The 24,756-nt window shown below is 68.0% G+C and carries 23 protein-coding genes and 1 pseudogene; 11 read left to right on the forward strand and 13 right to left on the reverse strand.

The annotated features are described in order from the left end of the window. The first annotated feature begins 877 nt into the window (after window positions 1–877). Entirely contained in the window at window positions 878–3,448 is a 2,571-nt protein-coding gene (locus tag OH809_RS10000; RefSeq protein ID WP_406422744.1) for a competence protein CoiA family protein, read from the forward strand. Between the two features lie 754 nt (window positions 3,449–4,202). Here OH809_RS10000 and OH809_RS10005 read toward each other — a convergent pair. Next, window positions 4,203–4,877: a hypothetical protein gene (locus OH809_RS10005; protein WP_406422743.1), complete on the reverse strand. Its 675-nt coding sequence runs from the start codon at window positions 4,875–4,877 to the stop codon at window positions 4,203–4,205. A gap of 209 nt (window positions 4,878–5,086) precedes the next feature. On the opposite strand from OH809_RS10005, the gene OH809_RS10010 reads away from it, so the two are divergent. Beyond that, window positions 5,087–5,599 (forward strand): hypothetical protein, encoded by a 513-nt coding sequence (locus tag OH809_RS10010; protein ID WP_406422742.1) that lies wholly within the window; start codon window positions 5,087–5,089, stop codon window positions 5,597–5,599. 158 nt (window positions 5,600–5,757) lie between these two features. Further along, a complete protein-coding gene (locus OH809_RS10015; protein WP_406422741.1) occupies window positions 5,758–6,321 on the forward strand; it encodes a hypothetical protein in 564 nt (187 codons plus the stop codon). A 51-nt stretch (window positions 6,322–6,372) separates the two neighbouring features. Here OH809_RS10015 and OH809_RS10020 read toward each other — a convergent pair whose 3' ends face one another. Further along, window positions 6,373–6,720, reverse strand: coding sequence for a hypothetical protein (locus tag OH809_RS10020; protein ID WP_406422740.1), 348 nt, complete (start codon window positions 6,718–6,720; stop codon window positions 6,373–6,375). A 239-nt stretch (window positions 6,721–6,959) separates the two neighbouring features. Here OH809_RS10020 and OH809_RS10025 point away from each other — a divergent pair, with 239 nt between their 5' ends. Continuing rightward, window positions 6,960–7,274, forward strand: coding sequence for a hypothetical protein (locus OH809_RS10025; protein ID WP_406422739.1), 315 nt, complete (start codon window positions 6,960–6,962; stop codon window positions 7,272–7,274). Between the two features lie 185 nt (window positions 7,275–7,459). Here OH809_RS10025 and OH809_RS10030 read toward each other — a convergent pair whose 3' ends face one another. Beyond that, window positions 7,460–8,581 (reverse strand): IS630 family transposase, encoded by a 1,122-nt coding sequence (locus OH809_RS10030; protein ID WP_331743599.1) that lies wholly within the window; start codon window positions 8,579–8,581, stop codon window positions 7,460–7,462. 481 nt (window positions 8,582–9,062) lie between these two features. Between OH809_RS10030 and OH809_RS10035 the strand changes: the two genes are divergently transcribed. Beyond that, window positions 9,063–9,290, forward strand: coding sequence for a hypothetical protein (locus OH809_RS10035; RefSeq protein ID WP_406422738.1), 228 nt, complete (start codon window positions 9,063–9,065; stop codon window positions 9,288–9,290). Window positions 9,291–9,552: 262 nt separating this feature from the next. On the opposite strand, the gene msrB is transcribed toward OH809_RS10035, so the two are convergent. The 4 genes from msrB to OH809_RS10055 form a co-directional block, all read right to left on the reverse strand. Further along, window positions 9,553–9,960 (reverse strand): peptide-methionine (R)-S-oxide reductase MsrB, encoded by a 408-nt coding sequence (msrB, locus tag OH809_RS10040; protein ID WP_406422737.1) that lies wholly within the window; start codon window positions 9,958–9,960, stop codon window positions 9,553–9,555. 10 nt (window positions 9,961–9,970) lie between these two features. Continuing rightward, window positions 9,971–11,365, reverse strand: a complete 1,395-nt coding sequence (murC, locus tag OH809_RS10045; RefSeq protein WP_406422736.1) for a UDP-N-acetylmuramate--L-alanine ligase — start codon at window positions 11,363–11,365, stop codon at window positions 9,971–9,973. A gap of 40 nt (window positions 11,366–11,405) precedes the next feature. Then, window positions 11,406–11,858: an indole-3-glycerol phosphate synthase gene (locus tag OH809_RS10050; RefSeq protein ID WP_266980219.1), complete on the reverse strand. Its 453-nt coding sequence runs from the start codon at window positions 11,856–11,858 to the stop codon at window positions 11,406–11,408. A gap of 148 nt (window positions 11,859–12,006) precedes the next feature. Then, entirely contained in the window at window positions 12,007–12,771 is a 765-nt protein-coding gene (locus OH809_RS10055; RefSeq protein WP_406422735.1) for a pyrimidine reductase family protein, read from the reverse strand. A 36-nt stretch (window positions 12,772–12,807) separates the two neighbouring features. On the opposite strand from OH809_RS10055, the gene zapE reads away from it, so the two are divergent. The 3 genes from zapE (at window position 12,808) to OH809_RS10070 (ending at window position 15,927) form a co-directional block, all read left to right on the forward strand. Continuing rightward, window positions 12,808–13,932, forward strand: coding sequence for a cell division protein ZapE (zapE, locus tag OH809_RS10060; RefSeq protein WP_406422734.1), 1,125 nt, complete (start codon window positions 12,808–12,810; stop codon window positions 13,930–13,932). Window positions 13,933–13,972: 40 nt separating this feature from the next. Beyond that, window positions 13,973–14,398, forward strand: coding sequence for an OsmC family protein (locus OH809_RS10065; RefSeq protein WP_406422733.1), 426 nt, complete (start codon window positions 13,973–13,975; stop codon window positions 14,396–14,398). A 149-nt stretch (window positions 14,399–14,547) separates the two neighbouring features. After that, window positions 14,548–15,927 carry an alkaline phosphatase PhoX gene (locus tag OH809_RS10070; RefSeq protein WP_406422732.1) on the forward strand — a complete coding sequence of 460 codons (1,380 nt, stop codon included), beginning with the start codon at window positions 14,548–14,550 and terminating at the stop codon, window positions 15,925–15,927. A gap of 384 nt (window positions 15,928–16,311) precedes the next feature. On the opposite strand, the pseudogene OH809_RS10075 reads toward OH809_RS10070, so the two are convergent. Both OH809_RS10075 and OH809_RS10080 read right to left on the reverse strand, forming a co-directional pair. Then, window positions 16,312–16,485: pseudogene (locus OH809_RS10075) on the reverse strand (ATP-binding cassette domain-containing protein); the annotation flags it as partial. Between the two features lie 11 nt (window positions 16,486–16,496). Beyond that, window positions 16,497–17,174: an AIM24 family protein gene (locus tag OH809_RS10080; protein WP_406422731.1), complete on the reverse strand. Its 678-nt coding sequence runs from the start codon at window positions 17,172–17,174 to the stop codon at window positions 16,497–16,499. A gap of 71 nt (window positions 17,175–17,245) precedes the next feature. Here OH809_RS10080 and OH809_RS10085 point away from each other — a divergent pair, with 71 nt between their 5' ends. After that, window positions 17,246–18,016 (forward strand): peptidyl-tRNA hydrolase, encoded by a 771-nt coding sequence (locus tag OH809_RS10085; RefSeq protein ID WP_406422730.1) that lies wholly within the window; start codon window positions 17,246–17,248, stop codon window positions 18,014–18,016. A gap of 769 nt (window positions 18,017–18,785) precedes the next feature. Here OH809_RS10085 and OH809_RS10090 read toward each other — a convergent pair. Next, a complete protein-coding gene (locus tag OH809_RS10090; RefSeq protein WP_406422729.1) occupies window positions 18,786–19,760 on the reverse strand; it encodes a beta-ketoacyl-ACP synthase 3 in 975 nt (324 codons plus the stop codon). Window positions 19,761–20,227: 467 nt separating this feature from the next. On the opposite strand from OH809_RS10090, the gene OH809_RS10095 reads away from it, so the two are divergent. Together OH809_RS10095 and OH809_RS10100 are read left to right on the forward strand one after the other, a co-directional pair. Further along, window positions 20,228–20,548, forward strand: a complete 321-nt coding sequence (locus OH809_RS10095) for a response regulator transcription factor (protein ID WP_406422728.1) — start codon at window positions 20,228–20,230, stop codon at window positions 20,546–20,548. Then, window positions 20,545–21,324 carry a 4'-phosphopantetheinyl transferase family protein gene (locus OH809_RS10100; RefSeq protein ID WP_406422727.1) on the forward strand — a complete coding sequence of 260 codons (780 nt, stop codon included), beginning with the start codon at window positions 20,545–20,547 and terminating at the stop codon, window positions 21,322–21,324. The genes OH809_RS10095 and OH809_RS10100 overlap by 4 nt, the downstream gene beginning before the upstream one ends. Before the next feature lie 92 nt (window positions 21,325–21,416). Here the strand turns inward: OH809_RS10100 and OH809_RS10105 are convergent, their stop codons facing one another. The 3 genes from OH809_RS10105 to OH809_RS10115 all read right to left on the reverse strand — a co-directional run bounded on the left by OH809_RS10105 (window position 21,417) and on the right by OH809_RS10115 (window position 24,731). Further along, entirely contained in the window at window positions 21,417–22,337 is a 921-nt protein-coding gene (locus OH809_RS10105) for an SDR family NAD(P)-dependent oxidoreductase (protein ID WP_406422726.1), read from the reverse strand. 61 nt (window positions 22,338–22,398) lie between these two features. Next, window positions 22,399–23,409, reverse strand: coding sequence for an SDR family oxidoreductase (locus OH809_RS10110; protein ID WP_406422725.1), 1,011 nt, complete (start codon window positions 23,407–23,409; stop codon window positions 22,399–22,401). Then, on the reverse strand, window positions 23,406–24,731 hold the full coding sequence (locus tag OH809_RS10115) for an NAD(P)/FAD-dependent oxidoreductase (protein WP_406422724.1): 1,326 nt from the start codon (window positions 24,729–24,731) through the stop codon (window positions 23,406–23,408). Before OH809_RS10115 ends, OH809_RS10110 begins: the two co-directional genes overlap by 4 nt. Window positions 24,732–24,756 lie beyond the last annotated feature (25 nt).

Genomic DNA, 24,756 nt, shown 5'->3' on the forward strand with positions numbered 1-24,756 from the left:
TCATGCCGAGGAGATTACTCCCGCGAGGCCGACCCGGCGGAACCGATAATTCGCACGCCAGCCGGGTCTCCGAGTCCGTCGGCAACGTATTCCTGCAGGACGTCGCGTACTTCGTCGGTGTTCCAGCAGGCCCGGCTGGGCAGGTGCTGCAGCCCGTGGGGCATGGTGTGGCTGGCGTGCCTGGCGAGCTGCCAAATGTTCTTCTGGCCCACGGGCCCAAGCAGCCGTGCACATAGGCCCGCGTCCGTCGCCGCAGGTCGACCCGTCCGAACCGATGAGCGATCCGTACGAGCACTTCCTCGAGTTCCGCCGACCAGACGTCGGCACTTACATCTTGCACGACAATCACAACTGATTGCCGTTGCGGAACCATCACAGGCCCTCCGCATGTCTAACGCATACAACCCAACTTCGGAGACGAACCTGTGAAGCACCGCACCACCTTGCTCGCCACGGCCGTGGCCACCCTCACCTCCACTCTGGCTGCCTGCAGCAGCGTCGAAGACAAGCCAACAGCTGCACCCGCCTACCAAATCACGCGGCAAGACAGCACCGGCAACCAGCGCGTGGTCAGCGTGGAAGTGGACACGATCGAAAACCTGCGTGCGGTCTTCGGCGACGTTGCCGCGAAGCTCGATGAAGAAGCTGGCTACTTCGTGGAGACTAACTGCTCCACCAGCGGCACAGAGACCTCCGACAACCGGCTCGCCAACGGTAAGAAGGCAGTCGGTTCCATAGGGCAGCAACGACCAGGCTGGATGACGGCGACACCGACTACAAGGCCAACAAGGGCAGGACCTGCCCCAAGAAGTAGTCCCTGCACCCCCGGACCGCAACCCGTCCGGAGTGCCGCAGCCCACCCCGCCCGGAGCGTGGCGTGACACCATTCACCAACGAGGAAGACACCCGCAAGGTCCAGACCGCCGTCATCGGGCGGGCCGGATCCGACACGCCCGTCTTCCTCCCGTACGACCACGACGAGTTCGACCTCTTCATGCGGGGCCGATCCCGTGACGACTTCTACTGCGGCACCCTCCTCGGTGGCTGCGGCAAGAAACTCAGTGCCAAGCGCTACACCGAGAAGAAGTGCCACTTCGCCCACCGCCCGCCCGTCCACTGCCGCCGCACCGCGAACGGCGAGTCCAGCGCTGACCACCTCTACATCGGCCAGGCCCTGACTCGATGGCTCGCCCGGCAGAACCACCGGCAGGCCACGGCGTCGTACCAAACTGTCGGGGGAAGACCGGGTGGAACCGTGGACTTCAGACTGTCCGGCGGGCGACAGCTCATACGGGTACAGATGGCCCGGCTGGGGCTGCACCCGTGGCGGCAGGCGGTGGAGAACCTCGCCAGGCGAGCCGACCGCGTCGAGTGGCTCTTCGGGCCGGACAGCATGCTGGCCTACGACCGGGTTGAATCCCATGGGTACGCGATCCGTGTCGAGTGCCGGACCGTCGGGGTCACACGGGAGGTGCGGATCGGAACCCAGCTCCCCGGCAACACCATCGAATGGACCACGCTGGAGGAGTGCTCCCTAACCTCTCAGGGGATCATCACCCCGAGCCTGATGTCTTCCGCCCAGGGCATCGTCGCGCGTGGGTCGGCCGAAGCGACCGCATTCACCACGCCCCCGCTCTCCTTTCCCCTGGCCGATGACACCGTGGCATTCACCGGGGCCGTGCCGAGGTCCGACGTACAGTCGCCGACCGGCACACCGGGAAGCGTTTACGACGCGGACATCCAGCCTCTGGGCTCGACCGTGACCCGGTCCCGCATCGTCCTTCCTCACGCTTCGACGCCACCCAACCCTTCGAGGGTGTACCTCCTCCGGGAGCAGGTGACCCTGACACCCGTCACCGGGATCACGACTGACACCCCCGCCTGGATTCTCACCGCGGCTCAGACGCGACGCCTCAACGCCCGGGAAGCGGCAGCATGGAACGGACTCAAGCCACCTCAGCCGGTACCTGCGACAGCCACGCCCCTCCCGGTCAAACAGGCGCTCGCGCTTCCGCGCCCAAAGTTCGACGACCGAGAGATCGTGGCCTCCTTCCGGAGGACACTGGAGCGGACCGCCCGCACAGAGAGCACGATCACATGGTCAGAGCTCGCTGGCAGCGTGAAGGCGACACCCCAGCAGTTCACCTCGGAGCACCAGCTCAAGCTTCTCATCGCGCTCGATTTCCCTCGCACCCAGGACAAGCCGGTGTTGTCCTCCCTCCTCACGACGGAGAACGGTGAGGTGCCGCCCTTCTTCGCCGCCGTACTCACCGGACTGGGCTGGGCACCGGGGCTTCCGGGGAACCAGGTTCGGAGTATCAACTCGAGAGAACAGCGGCGCGCCCACGAGTTCTTCGGCGACAGCCCCGTCACGGCCTCGCCGCCTTCGCCCGTCTCTCCGACGGCCCCCCAGCCCCAGCCCGGGCAGCAGTCACGGCAACAGGGGAGCCGGTCACAGGCCGCAGCCAACCTGGTCTCGCCAGCCCGCCTCCCGACCCTCCAGCTCGTACTCGCCATACGCGAACACCTCATGGCACGAGCGAGGAACGGAGCTGACGACATCACGTGGCGGGAGCTCTCGGCAAACACGGGTTTCGACTTCGCCGCACTCTCGGATGAGCGACGCGCCAACCTCCTCTTCCGTGTAGACGAGCCCCTCAAGGGCCACGACCTCATGTACGCAGCCCTCGTCGTGACTGACGACGGCAAGCCGCTGCGGCACTTCCCTACGATCCTCCAGCGCCATGGGCGCCCAGTTCCAGGCCTCCAGAGCGAGGCTCATCAGGCCAGGCAGCTGGAGGCGGACCGCATCCGCGACGTGTACGCGAGCAGCACGAGCCGGTCGAGCAGCACGGAAGCGGAACCCGCCGTGGCCCCCGCACCCGCTGGGCGCCTCATCAACCCCGCTGTGACGGCCGCCATCGGAACACTTACCGGACTGCGTTGGCGATTCGATCACGCCCGGCAGGCCGGTGACCTCGCCGAGGCCAAGAGGGTCTGGCAGGCGGCGGGCAAGCTGTACGGTTCGAAGCTGCCCGCCGAGCAGCAGGCCGAGTACCGCCCCCACCTGCGCGACATGAGCGAGTGGGTGCACGACCGCGAGAACGAGAACGTCTCGATAGAACTCCGCCAGCTGCTCGATGGCCTGGTGCGGCGACAGGGGCCGGCTGCTGTCGAGGCCCTTCGTGACGGCTTGACCCGCGCGAAGGAGCTGAAGAGGAAGCACCACGGCAAGCTCCCGCAAGATCTCCAGGACAGGCATCGCGTCTGCGAGGAACGACTCGCCGAGCTGGTCGTCGTGCCGTTCGGTGGCGACGCGAGCACTCCCGCTCCGGAGGTGCAGGATGTGCCCCAGCTGGACGAGGACAGGCTGTCCGAACTCGCGGCTGCCGTCCGCGCCGTGCTAAAGGACTCCGCACGTGATCGACCAGCGTCACCTGGTCCATGATCCGGAACCGGCTGACGGTGGAACTCCCTCATCTGCACCCGAACGACCAAGGGCAGGTACTGGTCCTCGCCGACGCGGACACCCCGGCGGACGAGCCGCTCCTCTCCGCCCTGTTCACCACGAACAACGGGAATCTCCACCCCTGTACCGACATGTGGCCTACTCGCTCGGCCGAGAGATGCCCTCGCGGCAGGACGAACTCCACGCACGGTGGCAGATGGAGCAGTATCACGGGATGATTCCCTTCGGTCGGGCAGCGGGGCATCCGCGGCCGACACGCCGACTTCCGGAACTGACACCGATACATGCCTCTGTTGAGTCAGACCGCGGACGGGCACCGGGTCGGCGGCATACCCCGGGAGAGCCAGCCCCGAAGGGCGACAGGCGGTTCACGAGCCATCCACGTATCTGCCAGGCCCCAGATGGAAATCCGAGTGGCCGGCCACTGGCGGCAGGCCCGGGTCATGGCGCGTCAGCGCTATCAGGATGGCCGTATCCAGGTGCTGTGCGAGGTGTACGCGCCGAGCGACACGGTCGGGTGGGCGTGGCTGGTACGGGGCTACTGGTGGGACACCGCGGCCATGCGCCCGATCAGGCCGGCCGCCGGCTGGGAGTCCATCCAAGGGAGCCCGCCACGGATTTACGCAGGGAAAGTTCGCGGCTAGCTACGGATGAGCGCTGTCAGCGCGCGTCAAACCGCCAGCGCAATTGCCGCAGGCTCGGGGCCGGGGCTGGGTGCGGGGCTGCCGGAGTCTCAACGACCCCTTGCGCCTAGGACGATGCTAATCGGAAGGGGCCAAAACCGAAGCTCGATGGAGGTGCGCGCGGCGACGGACGACAGCGTGCTGCCGAGCGACTCGTTCACCACCTCCACGTCCACGAGCGGGGCCATCGCACACTGCACCGGCTTGTCGTCGCCGTTGAGTAGCACCGTCACGGTAACCACCTGGCCTCGGCGCAGCAGCGAGGGCAAGACCTCAAGGTAAGTGCTGCCTGAGCTTTGCGTGCCCACGGTTCTCCACTCCCCCGTGTTGAGTCTTGGCCGCACGTTGCCCGTTGGTTCGGTATCGGCGTCAAGGAGTACGCACACCTCGGTGTCGAACTCGAACCTGATCGGCTGGTCGGCGTGGAACATGGCCGCCGTGATGTCGCGGCGCCCGGTGTTGGCTATGACCAGCTCAACGACGCGGGGGTTGGCCAGGGGAAATCCGAGCATGTTGACGGATAGCAAGCCGTCATCGGGGCTCCCGTAACGCTCGTTTATGAGGGGGGTGTTGTTCTGCACCCACCAGGTGATCTTCCGCTTCGGGTTGGCCGACCTCAAGGCCGCCCATGCGCCGAGGGCACCCACAGCCAGGGCTACGAGGATCGTGATGGCAAATTGCCACCAGGAGCCTGACTCCCACCAGTCCGCCGCAATCGTCGTCATGGCGCCAGAGTTAATCACCGACGTGGTGGGGCCGGCGGCTCCCGCGCCTGAATCGCGGGGCCACCGACGCCGGCGACTCTAGCAAGACGCGCAGGGCCCGCAACGGGCCTCCCACCAGCGAGAGTTGACAGCTCGTATTTTTTAGCTGATGCTCCTCGCTTATGAATCCTGTTTTCTCGAATCGAGTGGCAAGCCTGAACGGCCAGGGCATGACGTTCCAGCAGATGGCCGCCCACGGCCATTTCGAGCGGTCGGTGACCTGGTGGAACAAGATGGCCTGGGAGCAGATCGAAGACGCGCCGAGGAAGACCCTGTTCCCTGGCTTCGCCAAGGTCCTGGGTGTGACGGAGCGCCGTGTCGCGGAAATGGTCGCCGAGCAGTGGTGCGGGGTCCGGCCGGACGACACGGTGCCCGAGCGCCTGCGGACGCTCGTGGCGGAGCTGCGAGGGGTTAATCCGGACGATCTACCGGTCATCGAGATGATGGCCAAGACCCTGAGCGAGAAGTGGACGGCGGAACTCGAAGCGGAGCGGCTTTCAGCAAGGGGCAAAGAGCTGGAGGAGACCGAAGAGCCGTACACGCAGGCCCAGTTGGAGCGCCTGAATCTGGGCGAGTTGCAGACCATCGCCGTAGAGATGGGCCACAGTCAGACGGAGTGCGAGGACAGGGATGAGGCCGCGATGATCCAACTGATCCTGGAGGGCTGGGACCCGCGGGATTAGTTTCGCGCGTCGGTGCTCGCGCCGCGGGGCGGATGCCGCACTCAACCCGTTGGTGAAGTGAGGCCAGGCCCCTCAGCCAGACGTTCGGTCGGCGCAGGCGGCGGTCACTTGATCTGAACCACCCCCGTCGTACACACGCTCTCGCCACAATCACCTGTGTGACCGAAGGACTATTCGCCGTGCTCGGCGCTCTCGTCGGTGCCGCCGGCGCCTGGATCGCCGCCCTCATCGCCGGGAAGGCCGCTCGCTATCAGGCCGACAAGCAGGCAGCCGCTGCCCATGAACAGTGGCTCCGCCAGCTCCGTCGCGACCTGTATGCCGCTTTCCTCGCCGAGGCCCGAGCCGCCGTCGAGGGCCACCTCAGCATTCTGAGTTCCCCCATGCACGCCACGCTCCGGCGCAACATGGGGTTGCCGCCCTTGGAGGAGACGTACGGGAGGTGTCGCGAGGCCCTGCATGGGCTCACCCGCGCCGCTGAGGCTCTACAACTGGAGTCCCCGCTTGAGGTGCACCGGCACGCCACCGCCTTCACCCAAGCCTGCTATCAGTTCGTCGAGTCCACGATCGCCTATCTCGACGAGACGGCTGCCGGCGATCAGCCCGCGCCCCGCCTGGTGGACGACCAGTCGTTCCGTACGTTGGTTACCGAGCCGTACGAGCAGGTCCGCCAACGCCTGGAGGAGCTAACCGTCGCCTGCCGCACGTCGATCCAGGGGCAGTGAGCAGGGCTCGTCTCGATTGGCCCTGCCCGCGCTGGCCACTTTCCTGCCCAGTCATCCCGGAACGGGGCCGCTTGGGTCCTCACTCATGGCTTTGCCCAGCTTCTTGAGCTGATGCGTCCGCAACTCGACCATGGTGTGTGGCGGCTCGACAGTCGGCAGCTCGTAGGCCATGCGGACCGCGTCCGCCGTCACTCCACCGACGCCCTCGGGAAATTTCAGCCCGATTGTGAGGCCGGCCGCGGCCAGTGCCTCGGGCAGGATCTGGTGCTGCACGTATTCGCTCAGGCCGTCGTAGCGGCTGTCGAGGTACCAGTCGGCCGGCACCACGGCGTCGTGGGCGTACGGCTGGGAGCCGGGGAAATTCAACACGAGGCGTACGGGCGTGGGTCGTTGCTTCATGCCGGGAGCTTAGGCGTTCGCCGAGGCTGAGGTGGGCATCTCCCGCGTGCGTCCCTGGACTTCGACGTGCGTCGCGCCAGGCTTCTCGTCTGTCACGCGGCGCCCGGCCAGACCGCTCCGCCCGTCGTGAGCGACCACCGAGGCAGCTCTCCCATCTGCCAGTTTTCTCAACTCCCTTCAATCTCGGCGAGATTGCTCTACCTTGGCGAGAGTTGGCTTTCTCTTGGAGAGGATTTCTTGTGGCAGACAACGATGTGCCGCGCGTTCTGCGGCTGACGTTCGAGTTCACGGTGCCGAAGGGCCTGCGGGTGAACATCCGCAACACGCGCCGGATGGCCGCGGTGAAGGCGCTCGTGGCGGCGATGGAAGCGCTGGCCGCGCGCGAGTTTCCGTGGGCGCAGACGATGACCGTCAGGCACGAGTGGAGCTACGCCTGGCACGACAAGACGGAGGAGCGGGAACTGCCCCCGTCCCCGCAGAACGGAGGCTTGGCCTTCCCCCCGCAGGATGGCCTCGGGCTCGACGATGAGGACGAGGTCTCGGACATGCCGTAGCCAGCACGGTTCAGGCCGTCGCACAAATGAAGGCCCTGTCGCCTGTTCTCCGGTCGGAGTGCGGGTGGCAGGGCCTCTTCGGTGGGCGGTCGTCCCTCGGACATGCGTCGCGCCAGGCTCCCGGTCTGCCCCGGGTCACCTGGCGCGGCTTCCGTCGGCCCGCGGCCGGCGGCGTTGGTTACACGCTAGTGCCCTGCGCCGGAGATCCGTTGGCAGAAGCGGGCGAGTGAGTCGAGAATCTCTTCGGCTGTCTTGGTCCAGATGAACGGTGTTGGGTTTTCGTTCCATTCCTTGACCCAGGATCGGATGTCGGCTTCCAGGGAACGTACGCTTTTGTGTGCACCGCGGCGGATCTTCTGGTCGGCGAGGAAGCCGAACCACCTCTCCACCTGGTTGATCCAGGACGAACCAGTAGGGGTGAAGTGCAGGTGGAATCGGGGGTGCTTGGCCAGCCATGCTCTGATGGCGGGTGTCTTGTGGGTGCCGTAGTTATCGCAGATCAGGTGGACCTGGAGGTGCCCAGGAACCTCCTTCTCGATCTTGATGAGGAACTTCTTGAACTCCGCTGCCCGGTGCCGACGGTGCAGCGAGGTGATGACCTCGCCGGTCGCGACGTCGAAGGCCGCGAAGAGGGTGGTCAGACCGTTACGGACGTAGTCATGGGTGCGACGCTCGGGCATGCCCGGCATCATCGGCAGCACCGGCTGGGACCGGTCCAGCGCCTGGATCTGCGACTTCTCGTCCACCGACAGCACCACCGCCCCTTCGGGCGGATTGAAGTACAGCCCGACCACGTCGTAGACCTTCTCCACGAACAAGGGGTCCGTCGACAGTTTGAAGGTGTCCGTCAGATGAGGCTTGAGATGGAACTTCCGCCAGATTCGGCCCACGGTCGATTTCGACAGCCCACTGCGTTCGGCCATCGACTTGCGCGACCAGTGGGTGGCATTCTTCGGGATCTCCTCCAGCGTGCTGACCACGACCGCTTCCACCTGGTCGACGCTGATGGTGGGCGGCCGGCCCGGCCGGGGCTCGTCCACCAACCCGTCCAGCCGGGCGGCCAGGAACCGCCGACGCCACTTGCGGACCGTGTCCGCCGCTACCCGCAGATCCCGCGCCACCACAACAATCGGCGGAACGTCAGGGCCTGCACACGCCAGCACGATCCGCGCCCGTAACGCCACCGCCTGCGCAGACGTCGCCCGCCGGGCCCAACGCTCCAACACCGCACGCTCGTCAACGGACAACAACAACGGTTCCAGCTTCGGACCACGACGCGGTGCGGGCACACCCGCAGAAACACTCATACAGGTACTAACGACGGATCTCCGGCGCAGGACACTAGGCCTCTTTCCCCGGCCGGCGTGACGGGCAAGCGCGAGCACCAACTCGAAACTCTCGAAGGCCGGAGAGGAGGTGCTGCCCCTGCCACGGCCAAGACCCCCGCCCTGGATGTTGCCGGGCAGGAGCCCGGCCCGTCGCCACGACGCCAGTTGCTTGGGCGTGACCGTGAATCCATGACGCGCCGCATGGTCGATGAGCCGCTGGTCGGCACCGCTCGGGAGACTTTTGGAGGGCATGAACCGAAGGTAGCGGCGCTCCCATCGATCACGGCCTGCATTTGGAGACCCCCACCTTCGGCCGGTCGGTCTGGTAGCCGTGCTCTGTAATGGCGCATAGCCGGCTCAGGAGGACTCCCTGAGCCGGCTCCGAATGCTGCAACAACGGCCAAGGGCCAACGACAGCGGCAGCGCCGATGTCCTGTGCCTCATCCCCGAAGAGGACCTGATGAACACGGAGACCAACGCACCAAGCGCAGAACCGTACCGGGATCGGGAGCTCCGTCTGGTGGTGCTCCTCCTGGCGCTACTGCTGGGACTGCTGATCACCGCAGCGGCCATCTATCTCACCCGTGCGCACCCGGCGCTCGCGCAGCCCCTGGGCGTGGGAGCCGCGGTGATCAGCGCTCTGGCCGCTGTCACTGGCGCCGTCAGCCATGCCGTCCGACGGCAATAGCGGGGCAACTCAGACGCCGCTCCGAGGGGTCGGAAACCGTCCAGCGCGGGGCAGCACCGGCCCCCATACACCGATGTCCCAGTGCACTTCAGCGGGAACTCCCGAGAAAACCGCAGGTGGAAGCGGGAAGTCCACCCCGACGCAGAATGACCCTGACGCGGGAGTTTTCCCAGGTCAGGGTCATAAAGGCAGACGAGTCGGCCTGTACGCCGGGTGCTGTCCAACACGTCCAGCGAGATAAGGAGCGCAGTGCTCCGGGCTCTCAGTCCTCAGCCGGCACCAGCCGCAGCGAGATGCTGTTAATGCAGTAACGCTGATCCGTAGGCGTCGGATAACCCTCGCCCTCAAACACGTGCCCCAAGTGCGAACCGCACCGAGCGCACCGTACCTCGGTGCGCACCATCCCGTGTGAACGATCGGCCACAAGTTCTACCGCGTCCGAGTTGCGTGCATCATAAAAGCTCGGCCAGCCGCAGTGCGACTCGAACTTCGTGTCCGAGCGGAACAGCTCGGCGCCACAGGCCCGACAGGAGTAGACGCCGGCCGTCTTGGTGTCGGTGTACTCACCGACGAAGGCCGGTTCGGTGCCGGCCTGGCGCAGCACCGCGTACTCGGCGGGCGTCAGCTCCGCGCGCCACTCCTCGTCCGGCTTCTCGATGTCGTACGACACGGTCGCTCCCTCAGCTCGACAGGTGATCCAGGATCTGCGGGCCGAGGTCTGTGACGTCGCCCGCGCCCATGGTGAGAACGAGGTCGCCGGGCTTCGCCATTCCCGCGATGACCTCGGGGACCGCCGCCTTGTCGTGGACGGCGGTGACGTCGGCGCCGGACGCCTTCGCCGCGTCGATGATCAGGGCACTGGTGATGCCCGGGATCGGCTCCTCGCGGGCCGGGTAGATGTCCAGGACCACCGAGGCGTCGGCGAGAGCGAGGGCCTGGCCCATCTCCGTACCGAGCTCCTGGGTGCGGGAGAAGAGGTGGGGCTGGAAGACGACCAGGAGGCGCGAGTCGGCGGCGGCGCCGCGCATCGCTTCGAGGTCGGCGGTCATCTCGGTCGGGTGGTGTGCGTACGAGTCGATGACCTGGACGCCCGCCGTCTCGCCCTTGAGCTGGAGGCGGCGCTTGACGCCGGTGTACGTGCCGAGGGCGGAGGCCAGGTTGTGGGCCGGGATGCCGAGCGCGACACCGGCGACGAGAGCGGCGACCGCGTTGAGGGCGTAGTGGCGGCCGGGGACGGAGACCGTGAAGGTGAGGTACTTGCCGTTCAGGACGACGGTGACTTCGCTGGTCAGACCGCGCGGGGTGACCTTGTGGACCCGTACGTCGGCCGTCTCGGACTCGCCGTACGTGACGATGTTGAGCGACGCCAGGTCGCGTACCCGCCGCGTCAGCTCGACCGCGCCGGACTGGTCGGCGGAGACGACCAGGGTGCCGCCGGGGACGATCTTCCCGACGAACGTCTCGAAGGAGTCGTAGATCTCTTCCATCGAGGCGTAATTCGCGTGGTGGTCCAGCTCGGCATTGAGGACGATCGCGACCTCGGGGTCGTACTTCTGGAAGCTGCGGTCGCTCTCGTCCGCCTCGGCGACGAAGATGTCGCCCCCGCCGTGCCTGGCGTTCGTGCCGGGGCCCGCGAGGTCGCCCCCGATGGCGTACGACGGGTCGAGGCCCAGCTCGGACAGGGCGACGGCCAGCATCGACGTGGTGGTCGTCTTGCCGTGGGTGCCCGCGACGGCGATCGCACGCAGGCCCTGCATCAGCGAGGCGAGCGCGTCGGATCGGTGCACGACGGGGATCGACAGCTCGGCGGCGCGCAGCAGCTCCGGGTTGTCGGCGCGGATGGCGCTGGAGACGACCACGCAGGACGCGTCGTCCGCCAGATGGGCTGCGGCGTGCCCGATGTGGACGGTCGCCCCCAGCGCCCGCAGTGCCTCGGCCGTGCCGGACTCCTTGGCGTCGCTGCCGGCGACCTTCGCGCCGCGCCGGGCGAGGATCTGTGCGATGCCCGACATTCCGGCGCCGCCGATGCCGATGAAGTGCGGCCGTTCCATGGCGGCAGGAATACCGGGTGCCATGCGTGTGTCTCCCCAGAAGTCGTTGTGAGTCGCCCCCAGCCTATTCGCTGTGCGCGAAGAGCTTGAGCACCGGTACGCCGACCTTGTGCCGGGCCCGGGAGGCCCAGTCGCGGTGGAAGAACTCCTCCACGTAGTGCGGGGCGGTCAGCACGATGACCTCGTCCGCCCCCGCCTCGTCGACGACGGACTTCAGCTTGTCCAGGGGGTGGTCCTCGACCACCTGTCCGACAGCCTCCGAGCCTGCCTGGCGCAGGGCGGCGAGCGACACCTCGAGCGCCAGTTCGGCGGGTTGCCTGGCGTCCTTGCCCTCCGGCTCCTCGAGCTCGCGGGCGGCTTCCTTCAGCTCGCCGATCGCCACGTCGTCGATGGCGCGCAGCAGTACGTCGGCCTGGTCTCCGCGCGGCTGCATCAGTACGACGAACGAGGTCTCTTCCTCCCCGTGCAGGGTGGTGACGAACTCGACGTCCTCGGAAGTGAGGGGCTTCTCGATCATCAAAACGCTGGTGAACACCTCGGGCGCCCTTCTGCTTCATCGGGCCTCGACGGCCTCTGCTGAAACCATCCTTCCCCGTGCTCGCACGGGGTCTGCTGAGTAGTTGTGCCCATCGGGGGCTAACCGGAACGGGAAATTCCGCCGCTTGTCAGATCCGACGGTACCGAGTGAAGAGGAACCCGGCCTCTTCCAGCATCGAAGCGAGGGTGAATCGCTCCGGCACCGCCACCGAGGGGCCGCCCGTGATCCGCTGGGCGTCGCCGGCGGTCAGCATGGGCGAGAGGGTGAGACAGAGCTCGTCCAGCACCCCGGCGGCCACGAACTGACCGAGCAGCCGGGGCCCGCCCTCCGCCAGCTGCCGCCTCAGCCCGCGGTCCGCGAGCTCCCGCACGACCCTCGTGGGGTCCACCCGGGAGCCCTCCCCCGCGATCACCACCTCGGCGCCCGCGCTGCGCGCCGCCTCGACCCGGTCCCGCGGCGCACCGGCCCCGGTGACCACGAGGGTCGGGACGAGCGGCGAGACGAAGAGCGGGAGCGAGAAATCCAGGTCCAGGCTCCCGCTGACGACGGCGATCGCCGGCGCGGGTCCCTGCCCGGCCGCCGCCCGCCGCGCGGCGAAGGCCTCCCGGGCCCTGGCGGGCCGGTACCCCTCCATCCGTACGGTCTCCGCACCCACCACGACCACATCGGCCAGACCTCGCAGCGTGCCGAAGATCCGCATGTCCGTGTCGGACGAGATCGGCTGCGAGCGTCCGTCGTGCTGCGCGGCGCCGTCGAGTGTGGAAACCATGTTGGCGCGCAGCCAGGGGCCGTCGCCCGCCGGGTACGCATAGGCGTCGGCAAGCTCGTCCAGACTCCACTCCCCTCCTTCGGCAGCCGGTGTCGGGTCGGTCACAGGGAAAAGGCGTCGCATCCGTGCAGTCTCGCACGGCGCTTAAGCTTGAGAGCTGTGTCGTCATCCACCGCCGTGCCTGGGCAGAGCCCCATAGCCGAAACGGCCCCGCTGTCCCTGTGCGCCCTTGAGCCGCACGTCCCCGCCGACCGTCTGGTCGCCGAGATGGTGCCGCCGCCGCGCTTCGACTCGGTGCGCTTCGACACGTACGTCCCCGATCCCGACCAGCCCAGCCAGACCGACGCGGTGAAGGTTCTCGACGCGTTCGCGCACGGGCTCGGCGGGGCGCACGCGACGGGTGCGGGCAAGAAGCGGAGCGCGCGAGGCGGATCCTCGGAGGGGTGGTGGCGGTTCGGTAAGAAGGCGGCACCGGTCGCCGGGCCGCGCGGTGTCTATCTCGACGGCGGGTACGGCGTCGGCAAGACGCATCTCCTCGCCTCGCTCTGGCACGCCACGCCCGCCGCTCCCTCACTGAAGGCGTTCGGCACCTTCGTCGAGCTGACCAACCTGGTGGGCGCGCTGGGCTTCCAGCAGACCGTGCAGACGCTCAGCGGGCACCGGCTCCTGTGCATCGACGAGTTCGAGCTCGACGACCCGGGTGACACCGTTCTCGTGTCGTCGCTGCTCAGCAGGCTGGTCGAGGCGGGGGTCGCGCTCGCCGCCACCTCCAACACCCTGCCCGGCAAGCTCGGCGAGGGGCGCTTCGCCGCCGCCGACTTCCTGCGGGAGATCCAGGGGCTGTCCTCGCGCTTCCGGCCGCTGCGGATCGACGGCGAGGACTACCGGCACCGCGGGCTGCCCGAGGCGCCGGCGCCGTACTCCGACGAGCAGGTCACGAAGGTCGCGTACGCCACCGATGGGGCCAGCCTGGACGACTTCCCGTCGCTGCTCGACCATCTGGCCCGCGTCCATCCGAGCCGGTACGGCGCGCTGACGGACGGTATCCGCGCGGTGTGCCTCACCGACGTGCAGGCGGTGCCGGACCAGTCGACGGCGCTGCGGCTCGTCGTGCTCGCCGACCGGCTGTACGACCGGGAGGTCCCGGTGCTCGCGTCGGGGCTCCCGTTCGACCGGCTGTTCAGCGACGAGATGCTGAACGGGGGGTACCGGAAGAAGTACTTCCGGGCGATCTCCCGCCTGACGGCGCTGGCGCGCGACGCAAAGGGACTGGTGGCGCAGTAGGTTCGGGTGCGGTAACTCCACCCATCCGAAGGGATCCAGCATGGCAACCACGCGTCAGGCGCACACGGTCTGGGAAGGCAATCTGATCGAGGGCGAGGGCGTTGTCACCTTCGACTCCTCCGGCATCGGGGAGTACGCGGTCTCGTGGCCGTCCCGCGCGGAGAAGGCGAACGGCAAAACCAGCCCGGAGGAGCTCATCGCGGCGGCGCACTCCAGCTGCTTCTCGATGGCCCTGTCCAACGGTTTGACCACGGCCGGCAACGCGCCGACCCGGCTGAACACCCAGGCCGAGGTCACCTTCCAGCCCGGCACCGGCATCACCGGCATCCACCTCACCGTGCAGGGCGAGGTGCCCGGTCTCGACGAGGCGGACTTCATCAAGGCCGCCGAGGACGCCAAGGCGAACTGCCCGGTCAGCCAGGCCCTCACGGGCACGACGATCACGCTGACCGCGTCGCTCGTCTGACCGCACGGGCGGCCCCGCGGGTGCTCCCACGGGTCCCTGCGGGCCCATGACACGCACGAGGCTCAGTGACCCGCGTGGTTCCCGCGCGACGATACGCGTGGTACACACATGCGGGTCACTTCTCCTGTCCGCCAGCAGGGAGTTGCCTCATGTCATCAACCGCACCTCAACGACTCGCAACACGACGCCAGGTCCTGGCCGGCAGCGGTGCGACCGCTGTTTCGATCGCCTTCGCCGGGGCCTTCTCCGAACTCTTCGCGGGCACCGCGGCCGCCCGTGGCCACAGCGGCTACGGTCCTCTGGTCCCCGACCCCGACGGTCTGCTCGATCTGCCGCAGGGGTTCCGCTACCGGGTCCTGTCCCGGGAGGGCGACCGGCTCCGCTCCGGCGAGGGCCGGGTCCCCAGCAACCACGACGGCATGGCCGCGTTCACCGGCCACCGCGGCCGCGTCCATCTCGTCCGCAATCACGAGAACCGGGTCACCGCGAAGATCCCGGTACCGACCGTCGACGGTCTCACCTACGACCCGATGGGCAAGGGCGGCTGCACAGCCCTGGAGCTCGACAGCCGGGGCGCGGTCCTCGGTGAACGGGTGGCCATCGCCGGCACGGCGGTGAACTGCGCGGGCGGCCGGACCCCGTGGAACACCTGGCTGACCTGCGAGGAGACCGAGGACCGGGCCGGCACCAACGGCTACACCAAGGACCACGGCTTCATCTTCGAAGTGGACGGCGCCGACCCGCGCCGCACCGGAGCCGTGCCGCTCACCGCGATGGGCCGCTTCCAGCACGAGGCGATCGCGATCGATCCGGACAACGGGATCGTGTACGAGACGGAGGACGCGTTCGACAAGCCGTTCGGGCTCTTCTACCGCTTCCTTCCGGAGAAACCGCTCGGCGGCACCGGCTCACTGCGGGCCGGCGGCGAACTGCAGGCCATGCGGGTGCCCGGTGTCCCCGACCTCTCCGTCATCCAGGAAACCGGTGCGAGCTTCGACCGGATCGAGTGGGTCCCCGTACCGGATCCGCAGGCCGCCGGAACGCCGATCCGGTTCCAGGACTTCGGCCCGAAGGGCATCACGCACGCCCAGAAGCTGGAGGGCTGCTATTGGGGCGGCTCGTCGGTCTACTTCGTCTCCAGCTTCGCGCAGAGCGCGGCGGGCTCGGCGGCCGACCACTTCGGGCAGGTGTGGCGGTACGAGCCGAAGCGGCGCCGCCTCACGCTGGTGGTCGTCTTCGGTCCGGGTACGGACGTGCAGTTGCCCGGTGAGTCCCCCGACAACATCTGTCTGACGTCCGACGGCGGGCTGATGGTGTGCGAGGACGGCAACGGCGCGCAGCATGTGTTCGGCGTGACGCGACACGGCGAGGTGTACGCGATGGCGCGCGGCCGGCAGAACATCGGGACGGCGGAGAGTCCGGAGTGGGGCGAGTTCGCCGGGGTCACGTTCGCTCCGGACGGCGGGACGATGTTCGTGAACTGCTACACGCCGGGGACGACGTTCGCGGTGACGGGCCCTTGGCATTGAGGTGTTGAGCGGTACGGGGGCGGCGCGGTTCGCCGCCCCCGTACCGGACGGGGCATCGACCGCTACCAGGTGGTGAAGGCCCCGTCCGCGGTGCGCAGGTGCGGCCGCTCGGCCGCGGTGGCCCGGTCCTTCCGTGCCTCGTCCCGGTCGGTGACGACGCCGGTCCCCGGAAGGACCATGGGCCGTTGGGCGGCGCACGGCCCCGGTGGGCACCACGGCCGCGCGGCGGCTGCTCGGCTTCGCGCGGGCGCGCGTGCCGGGCGTCGCGACGGGGCAAACCTTGCCGGTCGCGGCACCAGTGCCTCTCCCGGCACCAGCCGGAGCAGGCCGCGCCAGAAGTGCGCGGCCGTCGGCCGGTGATGCGGCCGTCGGCCGGTGATGCGGCCGTCGGTCGGTGATGCGGCCCTCGGTCGGGGCGTCGATCCCGGCGATCAGCCTCAACAGCGTCGACTTTCCGGTGCCGTTGGCGCCCTCGATCCGGACCAGGGTGTGCGCGGGCAGGTCGAGGTCGACCCCGCGCAGCACCCATGGGCCGCCGAGGCCGTACCGTCGGCCCACTCCTGTCAGGTTCAGTTGGCCGACGCCTTCTCGGGCTTGAGCTCGCTGGGCCGGACGATCACGAACCCCTCGCCCTGCAGCATCAGTTGGACCGCCTCGCCGGAGCCGCCGCGGATCATCGAGCCGATACTCTGCGAGCGGTGCAGCGAGGTGCTGAGCTGGGCGCTCCAGCCGACGACCGCGTCCGTGTCGACGTACACCGGCTGCTGGGCCGTGACGGGGATCACGATCGGGTGGCCCTCGCAGATCAGGCCGAGCTTGCCGTAACCGCTGAAAACGCTGTTGAAGAGCCCGCCACCGGCTATCCCGGCGCCCTTCACGGTCTTGATCTCGTACGCGAGGGTGGGGTCGAAGCAGAGGACGTTGCGGCCGTTGACGGTGAGGACGTCGCCCTGCTCCATGTCCACGATGAAGCAGTTGGCGGCCTCGTGCGCGAACCACGCCTCGCCCTGCCCGCGGACCGCCATCAGCGGCAGCCCCTCGCCGGTGACGGCGCGCTTCAGCATGCCGCCGAGGCCCTGGCCCTTGCGCTCGAACTGGAGATTGCCGCGGAAGGCGACCATCGCCCCCTGGCGTGCGTGCATCTCGCCGTTGACGGCGTACTTGATGGATTTGGCGTTCTGCAGGGTCATTCCAGGGGCGGTTGCCGGTTGGACCATGTTCTCGCTGGAAAAGAGATCGCTCTTCATGCGGTGCATCCTCACCCGGACCGTTTCATTCCGCCAAGGAGCCGGGCCGGGCGACTGGCAGACTGGGACGAGTGAGCAGCAACGACATTTCCGCACCCCAGTCCCCGTCCGGCGCCCCTGTCCCCTCGGACTCCCCGTTCCACTCCGAGCCGACCAACCGCGACGAGGCCCCGCAGTACGTGCTTCCGCTGGTCGTGCACATCGAGAAGACTGACCCCCCGGCCCGCACCGACGCGCTGCGCACCGCCGCCCGCGCCGTCCTGGTGATGCTCTCGGACGAGCGGTCGGCCGGCGAGGGCGAGTGGGCGCAGGTGATGCGCGACTGGCAGGACGCCCGGATCCGCAAGGTGGTGCGGCGAGCGCGCGGCGCGGAGTGGCGCAAGGCGTCCGCACTGCCCGGCATCACGGTCACGGGCGAGAGCGCCGAGGTGCGGGTGTTCCCGCCGGTTCCGCTGGACGGCTGGCCGAAGGAGCTGGCGAAGCTCCAGGTGTCGGGGACGGACCTGGACGACCCCGAGCCGCCCGCCGCACCCGACCCGTCCGGCCCGGTGCTCTGGCTGAACCCGGAACTCGACATGTCCGCGGGCAAGGAGATGGCACAGGCCGGGCACGGCGCGCAGCTCGCCTGGTGGGAGCTGTCGGACACGGAGCGCAAGGCGTGGCGGGAGGCGGGCTTCCCGCTCTCCGTCGCCACCCCGGACGCCACCCGCTGGGCGGAACTCACCGTGAGCGGAATGCCGGTGGTGCGTGACGCCGGGTTCACGGAGATCGCCCCCGGGAAAACTCTTGTAGTAGAGGGGGCCCATCGTGTCGGCGCTCTCCCGCGCCTACGACGACCGTAGGCGGGCTACTCTGCGTCGACATCGCCGACAGCCCGCGTCAGCGGACACCACAACCCTGGGACACGAACCGGTGGCCTCCACGCAGAAAGTGCCCGGAGAATGCCTGAACGTCGCCATGGGTTGTGTCCTCTTCTTTGAAATGGCGGCTTTATCGCCGCAAGAAGGTTGCACTCCTTGGAATGAGGCTAGGGAATTCGTTCACCTCTCGGCCACTACACGATCGAGTAGTACACACTACCCACGCCGGAGCCTTGACGGGTGTTGCTCACGGTGAGCCCCTCCGGCAATAATGCGGAGGGGGAAGTGCGCGCTGCTTACGGGATCAACTTTTCCCGCGCGGGGAAGCGCATGCGGAGGGACCGGTCACGCTGGACAAGACGACCCCGGATTCGGTGCCGATGTCCTCAATTCCGCATGGTGACTCACCTCGACTTGCCGGGGAGAATCCCGAATACGTACAGCTATTGGCTACGGCGCAGGGTCGGCCACCGATTCCTGTACAACGGAGCACGGTGCGGGTCATTGACGGGAAACGGGATGCACCGGCTGCGGGCTGCGAAGCTCCGGGGTGACGAGACCATCTCCGTCAAGTTCTTCGAAGGTGACGGCAAAGAGGCCCTTCCGCTCTCCGTTGACGCCAATATCAAGCATGCGCTGCCGCTTTCGCCGGCCGATCGCCGGGCCGCGGCCGGTCCAGCCTTGACCCCTCAGCACGGCACCACCAAGGAGCGCATGCCATCCGTGGAGGCGGCGGGGCCCCGACAGCCCCTCAGGGGCAGGACACCACCTGCGCCGCGTAACTGAGCCCGGCACCGAAGCCCATCAGGAGGACCGGGTCGCCGGACTGAATCTGGCCGAGGTCGATGAGGCGGCTCAGGGCGAGCGGGACGGAGGCCGCCGAGGTGTTGCCGGTCTCCACGATGTCGCGGGCGACTGCGGCGTTCGTCGCACCGAGGCTCGTCGCGAGGCGGTCTATCATCCGCAGGTTGGCCTGGTGAGTAACGAGGCCCTTGAGGTCTTCCGGGGCCAACCCTGCGCGCGCACATGCCGCTTGGGCAACCTGGACGAGCTCGGTGGTGACCCAGCGGTAGACGGCCTGACCGCTCATCGTCACGCTGCCGTGCCGGTCGGGGATGGCGATCAAAGATGCCTTCCCGCCGTCGCCTCCCCACACCACCGGGTGGATTCCGGTGTGCCCGGCGGAGACGACGACTGCGGCACCCGCGCCGTCCGCGAAGACCGTGGCGGTGTCGACATCCATGGGGTCCACCCAGTCGGTCATTCTCTCGGCGCCGACGACCAGCGCGCAGCGACTCGTGCCCGAGCGGACCAGGCCGTCGGCAATCCCGAGTCCATAGCAGAAGCCCGCACAGGCGGCGTTGACGTCGAAGGCCGCGACCGTGGGGATGCCGAGCAGGGCGGCGACGGACGCCGCGCCGTTCGGCATGGGTGAGGGCATGGAGCAGGTGGCGAGGACGAGGAGGTCGACATCGTCCGGGGCAAGTCCCGCCGTGGCGAGGGCCTTCGCGGCGACGGCGGCACCCATGGCCGTCAGGGAGTCCTTCGGGCCCGCGAAGCGCCGCTCGCGGATACCGACGCGCCGCTCGATCCACTCGGCGGATACGCCGAGTGGATCCCCTAGTTCCGCATTGCCCACAACCCGTTCGGGCCGGACGCCCGCGACGGCGGCGATCCGGGAGCCGGCCCCGGCGTCGAGAACGATCTGTGCAGATGAATTGGACAACTTACTGTCACCTCGGTGAGTCTGCGGCGTCGTACAGCTCGGCAGCTGCCGACAGTTCATCATTCCGTCGACGCAGAATGCGGACCGGCACAATATGCGGAAGTCGGGATTCCATTTGCATCGAAGTTTTGCCGCTCCCCGAAGAAGGGAGGCAGGCCACCGGGCAGTGCCGCGCGTCCATTTCGCCACAGGTTTTTTTGACACAGAGTCACATACGAAACCTGGAAGGGTGGCGAGAACTCCCCTCAGCACTTGAGCGTTTCCTGCCACATCTTACTGCCAGAAATCAACCGGTCGATCCGGGTTTGAGGGCGAGTTCAACTGAGATCGTTTGCTGACAGTCCCTCAATACGACTGTATAGTCCCAGTTCCGGACACCAGGCGGAGGATGGCCAGTTCGCGCCCTTTCAGGGCTCTCAACTGATTCCTCCTCTGGTGGACGACTACGTGAAGGAGTTGGAAAGCGCATGCACGGGGAGAACCATCCAACTGTCGAGAACGCCGGCTCGGAGACGGAGTCCGGAGGAAGCATGGGCTTAGCACAGGTGAACCGCTCGGACCTGCAAGGGCTGACACCGCGTGAGCGTGAAGTGCTCAGCGTGCTGTCGATCGCCGAGGGGAACAGGGCCCTCGCCCGTCGGCTGGGTATCGCCGAGCGAACGGTGAAGGCCCATTTGACGAGCATCACGCGTAAGTTGAGGCTGCGGAACAGGGTGGAAGCCACGCTCCTGTCGGTGCAGTGGGCGGACGAGCTCCGTCCGAGTCGGAAGACTCCCGAGCACACGTGACAGTTCGTCCGACCAGTCCCCAGAAGGTCGACGTATGGACCTTGTGGATCCCTGATCATGCGGCGGCGGCAGCCGACAGCGCGTGGATTCTCGGCGCCGAGGAATCCGCACGGGCCGACGGGTTCCAGGATCCGACGGCGCGTGAGCGCTATGTCGCCTCCCACGTGGGCCTCCGAGTGCTGCTCGGTGGATATCTGGGGATGGCCCCGCAGGACGTGGAGTTCTTTCGCGAGCCCTGTGGGATGCCGGACTGCGAGGAGCCGCACGGGCGGCCGGCGATCGCCGGCCACCCCCAGCCCTGCTTCTCGCTGTCGCACGCGGGGGACGCAGCCCTGTACGCGGTCGCGGACTCGCCCGTGGGGGCGGACATCGAGTCGGCCAAGCTGATGCGGGACAGCCTCGACAGGGCGGCCCGTCGCCTGCACATCGAGGAGCGGCGTGCCGTGGCCGCCCTGTCCCCCACCCTGCGTCACCGGGCCGTGCTCGGCTGCTGGGTTCGCAAGGAGGCGTATCTCAAGGGCATCGGGACCGGGCTTCCCGGCGGGGTGGGCCGCCATCATGTGGGCCTCGCCGAGGAGTTGGCACCCGATGGGGCCCCGCCAGGACCTATGGGCTGGTCCATCGCCAATGTGCCCGCGCCCGACGGATATCAGGCTGCCATCGCCGTACGCGACCAGAACGCCACGGCGGACGGCCCGCACCTCCTGGTGCGGGTCTCCCCGCTGCGGTTGCCGCAAGGCCGCGTCGGCCCACTTCCGGTGCCCCGGATTCACTGAGACTCACCTCGCGAGGTCGCTCCGGCCAGCCGTCCGACCTGCTCTCTCGGCCGGGCCCGGGGGGCCCCCGAGCGGAAACACAGCACTTCGGCCTACTGGTGTCCGCCGTCTCTTGCGCCGACCACTTTGTTCAGGCGATGCATCCGCGTGGCCAGGCTCATCCGGCCTTCGAGGCGGAATGCCGGCGGACGGCGCCCGTCCACGTCGTCGAAGCCGTACTCGACCGCCAGGTCGCCGGTGCTCAGCACCTTGCCCGTGCGCTCCATGACGTTCGGGTCGGCGAGCAGCTCGGCGATCGCCCGGCCCACGTACTCCGGGGAGTGCACCACCGACGCCGGGCCGCTGCCCATCGCGTCCCAGGCCGCCTCCACGCGCTCCGTCCTCACGAAGCCCGGGTGCAGGGAGACCGCCGCGACGCCGCGCTTGCGCAGGTCGGAGGCGAAGCCGCGGCACATGCGGTCGGAGGCCGACTTGAAGACGTCATAGCCGACCTGGCCGAGGTAGATGTCCCCGTCGGAGAAGCTGATGCCGACCACCAGGCCGCTCTGCTGCGAGATCATCATGGGGGCCAGCCTGCGCGTCACCTCGTACTGCCCGCGCAGCGACGCCTCGAACAGGTCGTAGCGCCACATCGGCTGGTCCCAGAAGGGTGCGTCGAAGCGGACCTCGGCGGACCGCTCGTACCCTCCCCAGGCGTTGTTGACCAGAAGGTCCAGGCGGCCATGGTCAGCCTTGATCCGCTCGGCGAGGGCCTCATTGTCCGCCGCCACTGAGTGGTCGCAGCGCAGGGCAATGGCCGTGCCGCCGCGCTGCGTCACCTCATCCGCGGTGTCGTCGACCGTGCCGGGCAGGTCCTCTGTGCGTCCACCGGTGCGGGTGCTGCGGCCGGTGACATACACGGTCGCGCCCGCCTCGCCGAGCGCGAGTGCGATGCCGCGGCCCACGCCTCGGCTGGCCCCGGTGACCACTGCCACCTTTCCGCCCAGGTCCGGGGCGTTCCAAGCGTCGTTCACGCCAGTGTCCTTCCGTTGGTGGCGGGTGCGCCACTTCTCGTACGAAGACGGTGTCGGCTGTTCAGCCGAGGTACTCGGCGGCGTACTCCAGGCTGGCCAGATACGCGGCCGTGTCGTCGACGCGCGGGATTCCGTAGCGGTCGCGCAGCTCGGGCATGGAGGTGGGCAGGACACCGCCGCTGCACCGGGTGACCTCGCTGACGTCCCGGAGGACCGAGAGGTAGGAGCGGGTCATCGGGGGCGTATTCGCGATGGCGTCGGGTTCGAGCTCGTCGGCGTTCACCACCGGTGGCAGGTTCAGCGAGCGGCCGCGCCCGGCCGCGTGCTTGACCAGGAGCTGGAGGCAGGTCTCGATATTCATCGCCTCCTCGCCGTAGGTCACCCAGACCTCGCCCTGTTCATCGCCGAGTTCGATGGCGCGCAGCACCGCCTTGGACAGCAGGTCCTGCGGGACGAAGTCCATGCGGATGCCCGGGTGGGCGGGGATGAACGGCGCCCGGCCCCGGCCGATCCAGTCGGACATCAGCTGAACGATCTGGCCCTGTGAGGTCCAGCCCGTCATGGAGTCGCCGATGAGGTTGGTGGGCCGGAATATGGTGTGCGGCAGGCCGCTGTCCCGCAGCAGCTGCTCCGCCCGGTGCTTGGAACGGATGTAATTCCTGCAGACGTTCTCCTGGCCGAGGGGCACGGGTGCGCCCTGATCGAGGGCGGCCACGAAGGCCGTGCTCATGAAGTGGACGGTGGCGCCCGCTTGTTCGGCGAACTCGACGACCCGACGGGTGCCCTCGACGTTGATCGGCTCATAGCGCTCGGCGGTCAGGCCCCACTCGGTCAGGCCCGCCGAGTGGATGACGACGTCGACCTCGGCCGCGAGCGCGGCATGGCTGTCCGCGTCGAGCCCGAAGCGTTCCGCCGTCATGTCCAGGGCGATCGGAGGCTCTTCGGCCTCGGGGATCGGAGCGCTGTGCGATGCGGAGATGATCCGCGGCCCGGCCGGCGTCCGCTCCCGCAGGATGCTGCGGCCCACGACGCCGGAGGCTCCGGTGAGCAGGACCGTGCGACGGGCGCTCATACGCGGGACTCCTTCCAGTCCATCAGGCGTGCCAACGCGCGGGCTCCGACGTAAAGGGCGGGCTCGGGCGGGAAGTTGGCGGGTGGCTTGCGTCGCTCGTCGTCCACGAAGAGCAGCCGGGAATAGTCGGTGTCCTTGCCGAGGGTGAGGTCGCGCAGGACTTTGCCGCCGGTGTGGGTCGCGGCGATGCCGTTGCCGCAATAGCCGTATCCGTAAAGGATGTTGCCGCCATTGAGGGAACCGAAGTGAGGAGCGTAGTCACGGACGACATCGGCGGTCCCGCCGTAAGCGTACGTGAACTCGACGTCCGCCCACATGGGGAAGAACCGGAGGAACTCCCGACGGATCTCGCGGTAGACCTCGGGACGGTTCATGTTCCGCTGCCGCTTGTCCCGGCCGTAGTAGTAGGGAGCGGGTCCGCCGGCGAACATGACACGGTTGTCGTGTGTGAAACGGGCACAGGTGAGAAGGGATTTGGCCTCGACCAGACCCTCACGTCCGGCCCACTCCACGCGGGCGAGCTGCGCGTCGGTGAGGGGCTCGCTCACCATCGCGTACGTCCAGATCGGCACGACCTTCCTGCGGAAGGGGGGGAAGGCGTCCATGTGGACGTTCGTGGCGAGCACGACCTTGTTCGCCTTCACGCGGCCACCAGCGGTGACGACGGTGGGCCGCACGCCCGGTTCGACGTGCAGGCAGGGAGACTTGTCATAGATGGTGACGCCCTTCTCGCGCACGACACGGGCGATGCCGCGAGCGAGCTTGAAGGGATTCACCAGGGCGCCGCCGGTGCGCATACTGCCCAGAACCGCGGGGGAGCCGATGATCGCCCGGGACGCCTCGCGCGGCAGGATCTCGGCTTGTGCCGCGCCCATCCGCTCGGCCAGGTCGCGGTCGTGTTCAAGGCGCTTGAGCTGGGCAGGGTCGGTAGCGACCATCAGGTAGTCATTGGCCTCGTACTCCGCGTCGACGCGGTTCTTGCGGGCGAACCTGCCGATTTCCAGTATTGACCGGCCCACGGCCTGCGAGGCCTTGAGGGCCCGCTGCAGACCGAATTCCTTGACCAGAGCCTGAATGTCCTTGCCGATGGTGGGGGTGACGAATCCATCGGCGCGGCCTGACGCCCCGTAACCGGAGTGGTTCGCCTCGACGATACGGATGTCGAGCGCGGGTTCGGCCTCTTTGAGGAAGTAAGCGGTCCAGAGTCCGGTGAATCCGCCCCCGACAATGCAGACATCACAGTCGACGGCTTCCCGCAAAGGGGCTTCGACGGTGACCGGTTCGGTGTCGTGCCAGTAGACGACGTGCTTGTATGCGTTCAATGAATGCTCCTCAACAGGGCCACCG

The sequence above is a fragment of the Streptomyces sp. NBC_00873 genome (genome assembly GCF_045207415.1).
Taxonomy (GTDB): Bacteria; Actinomycetota; Actinomycetes; order Streptomycetales; family Streptomycetaceae; genus Streptomyces.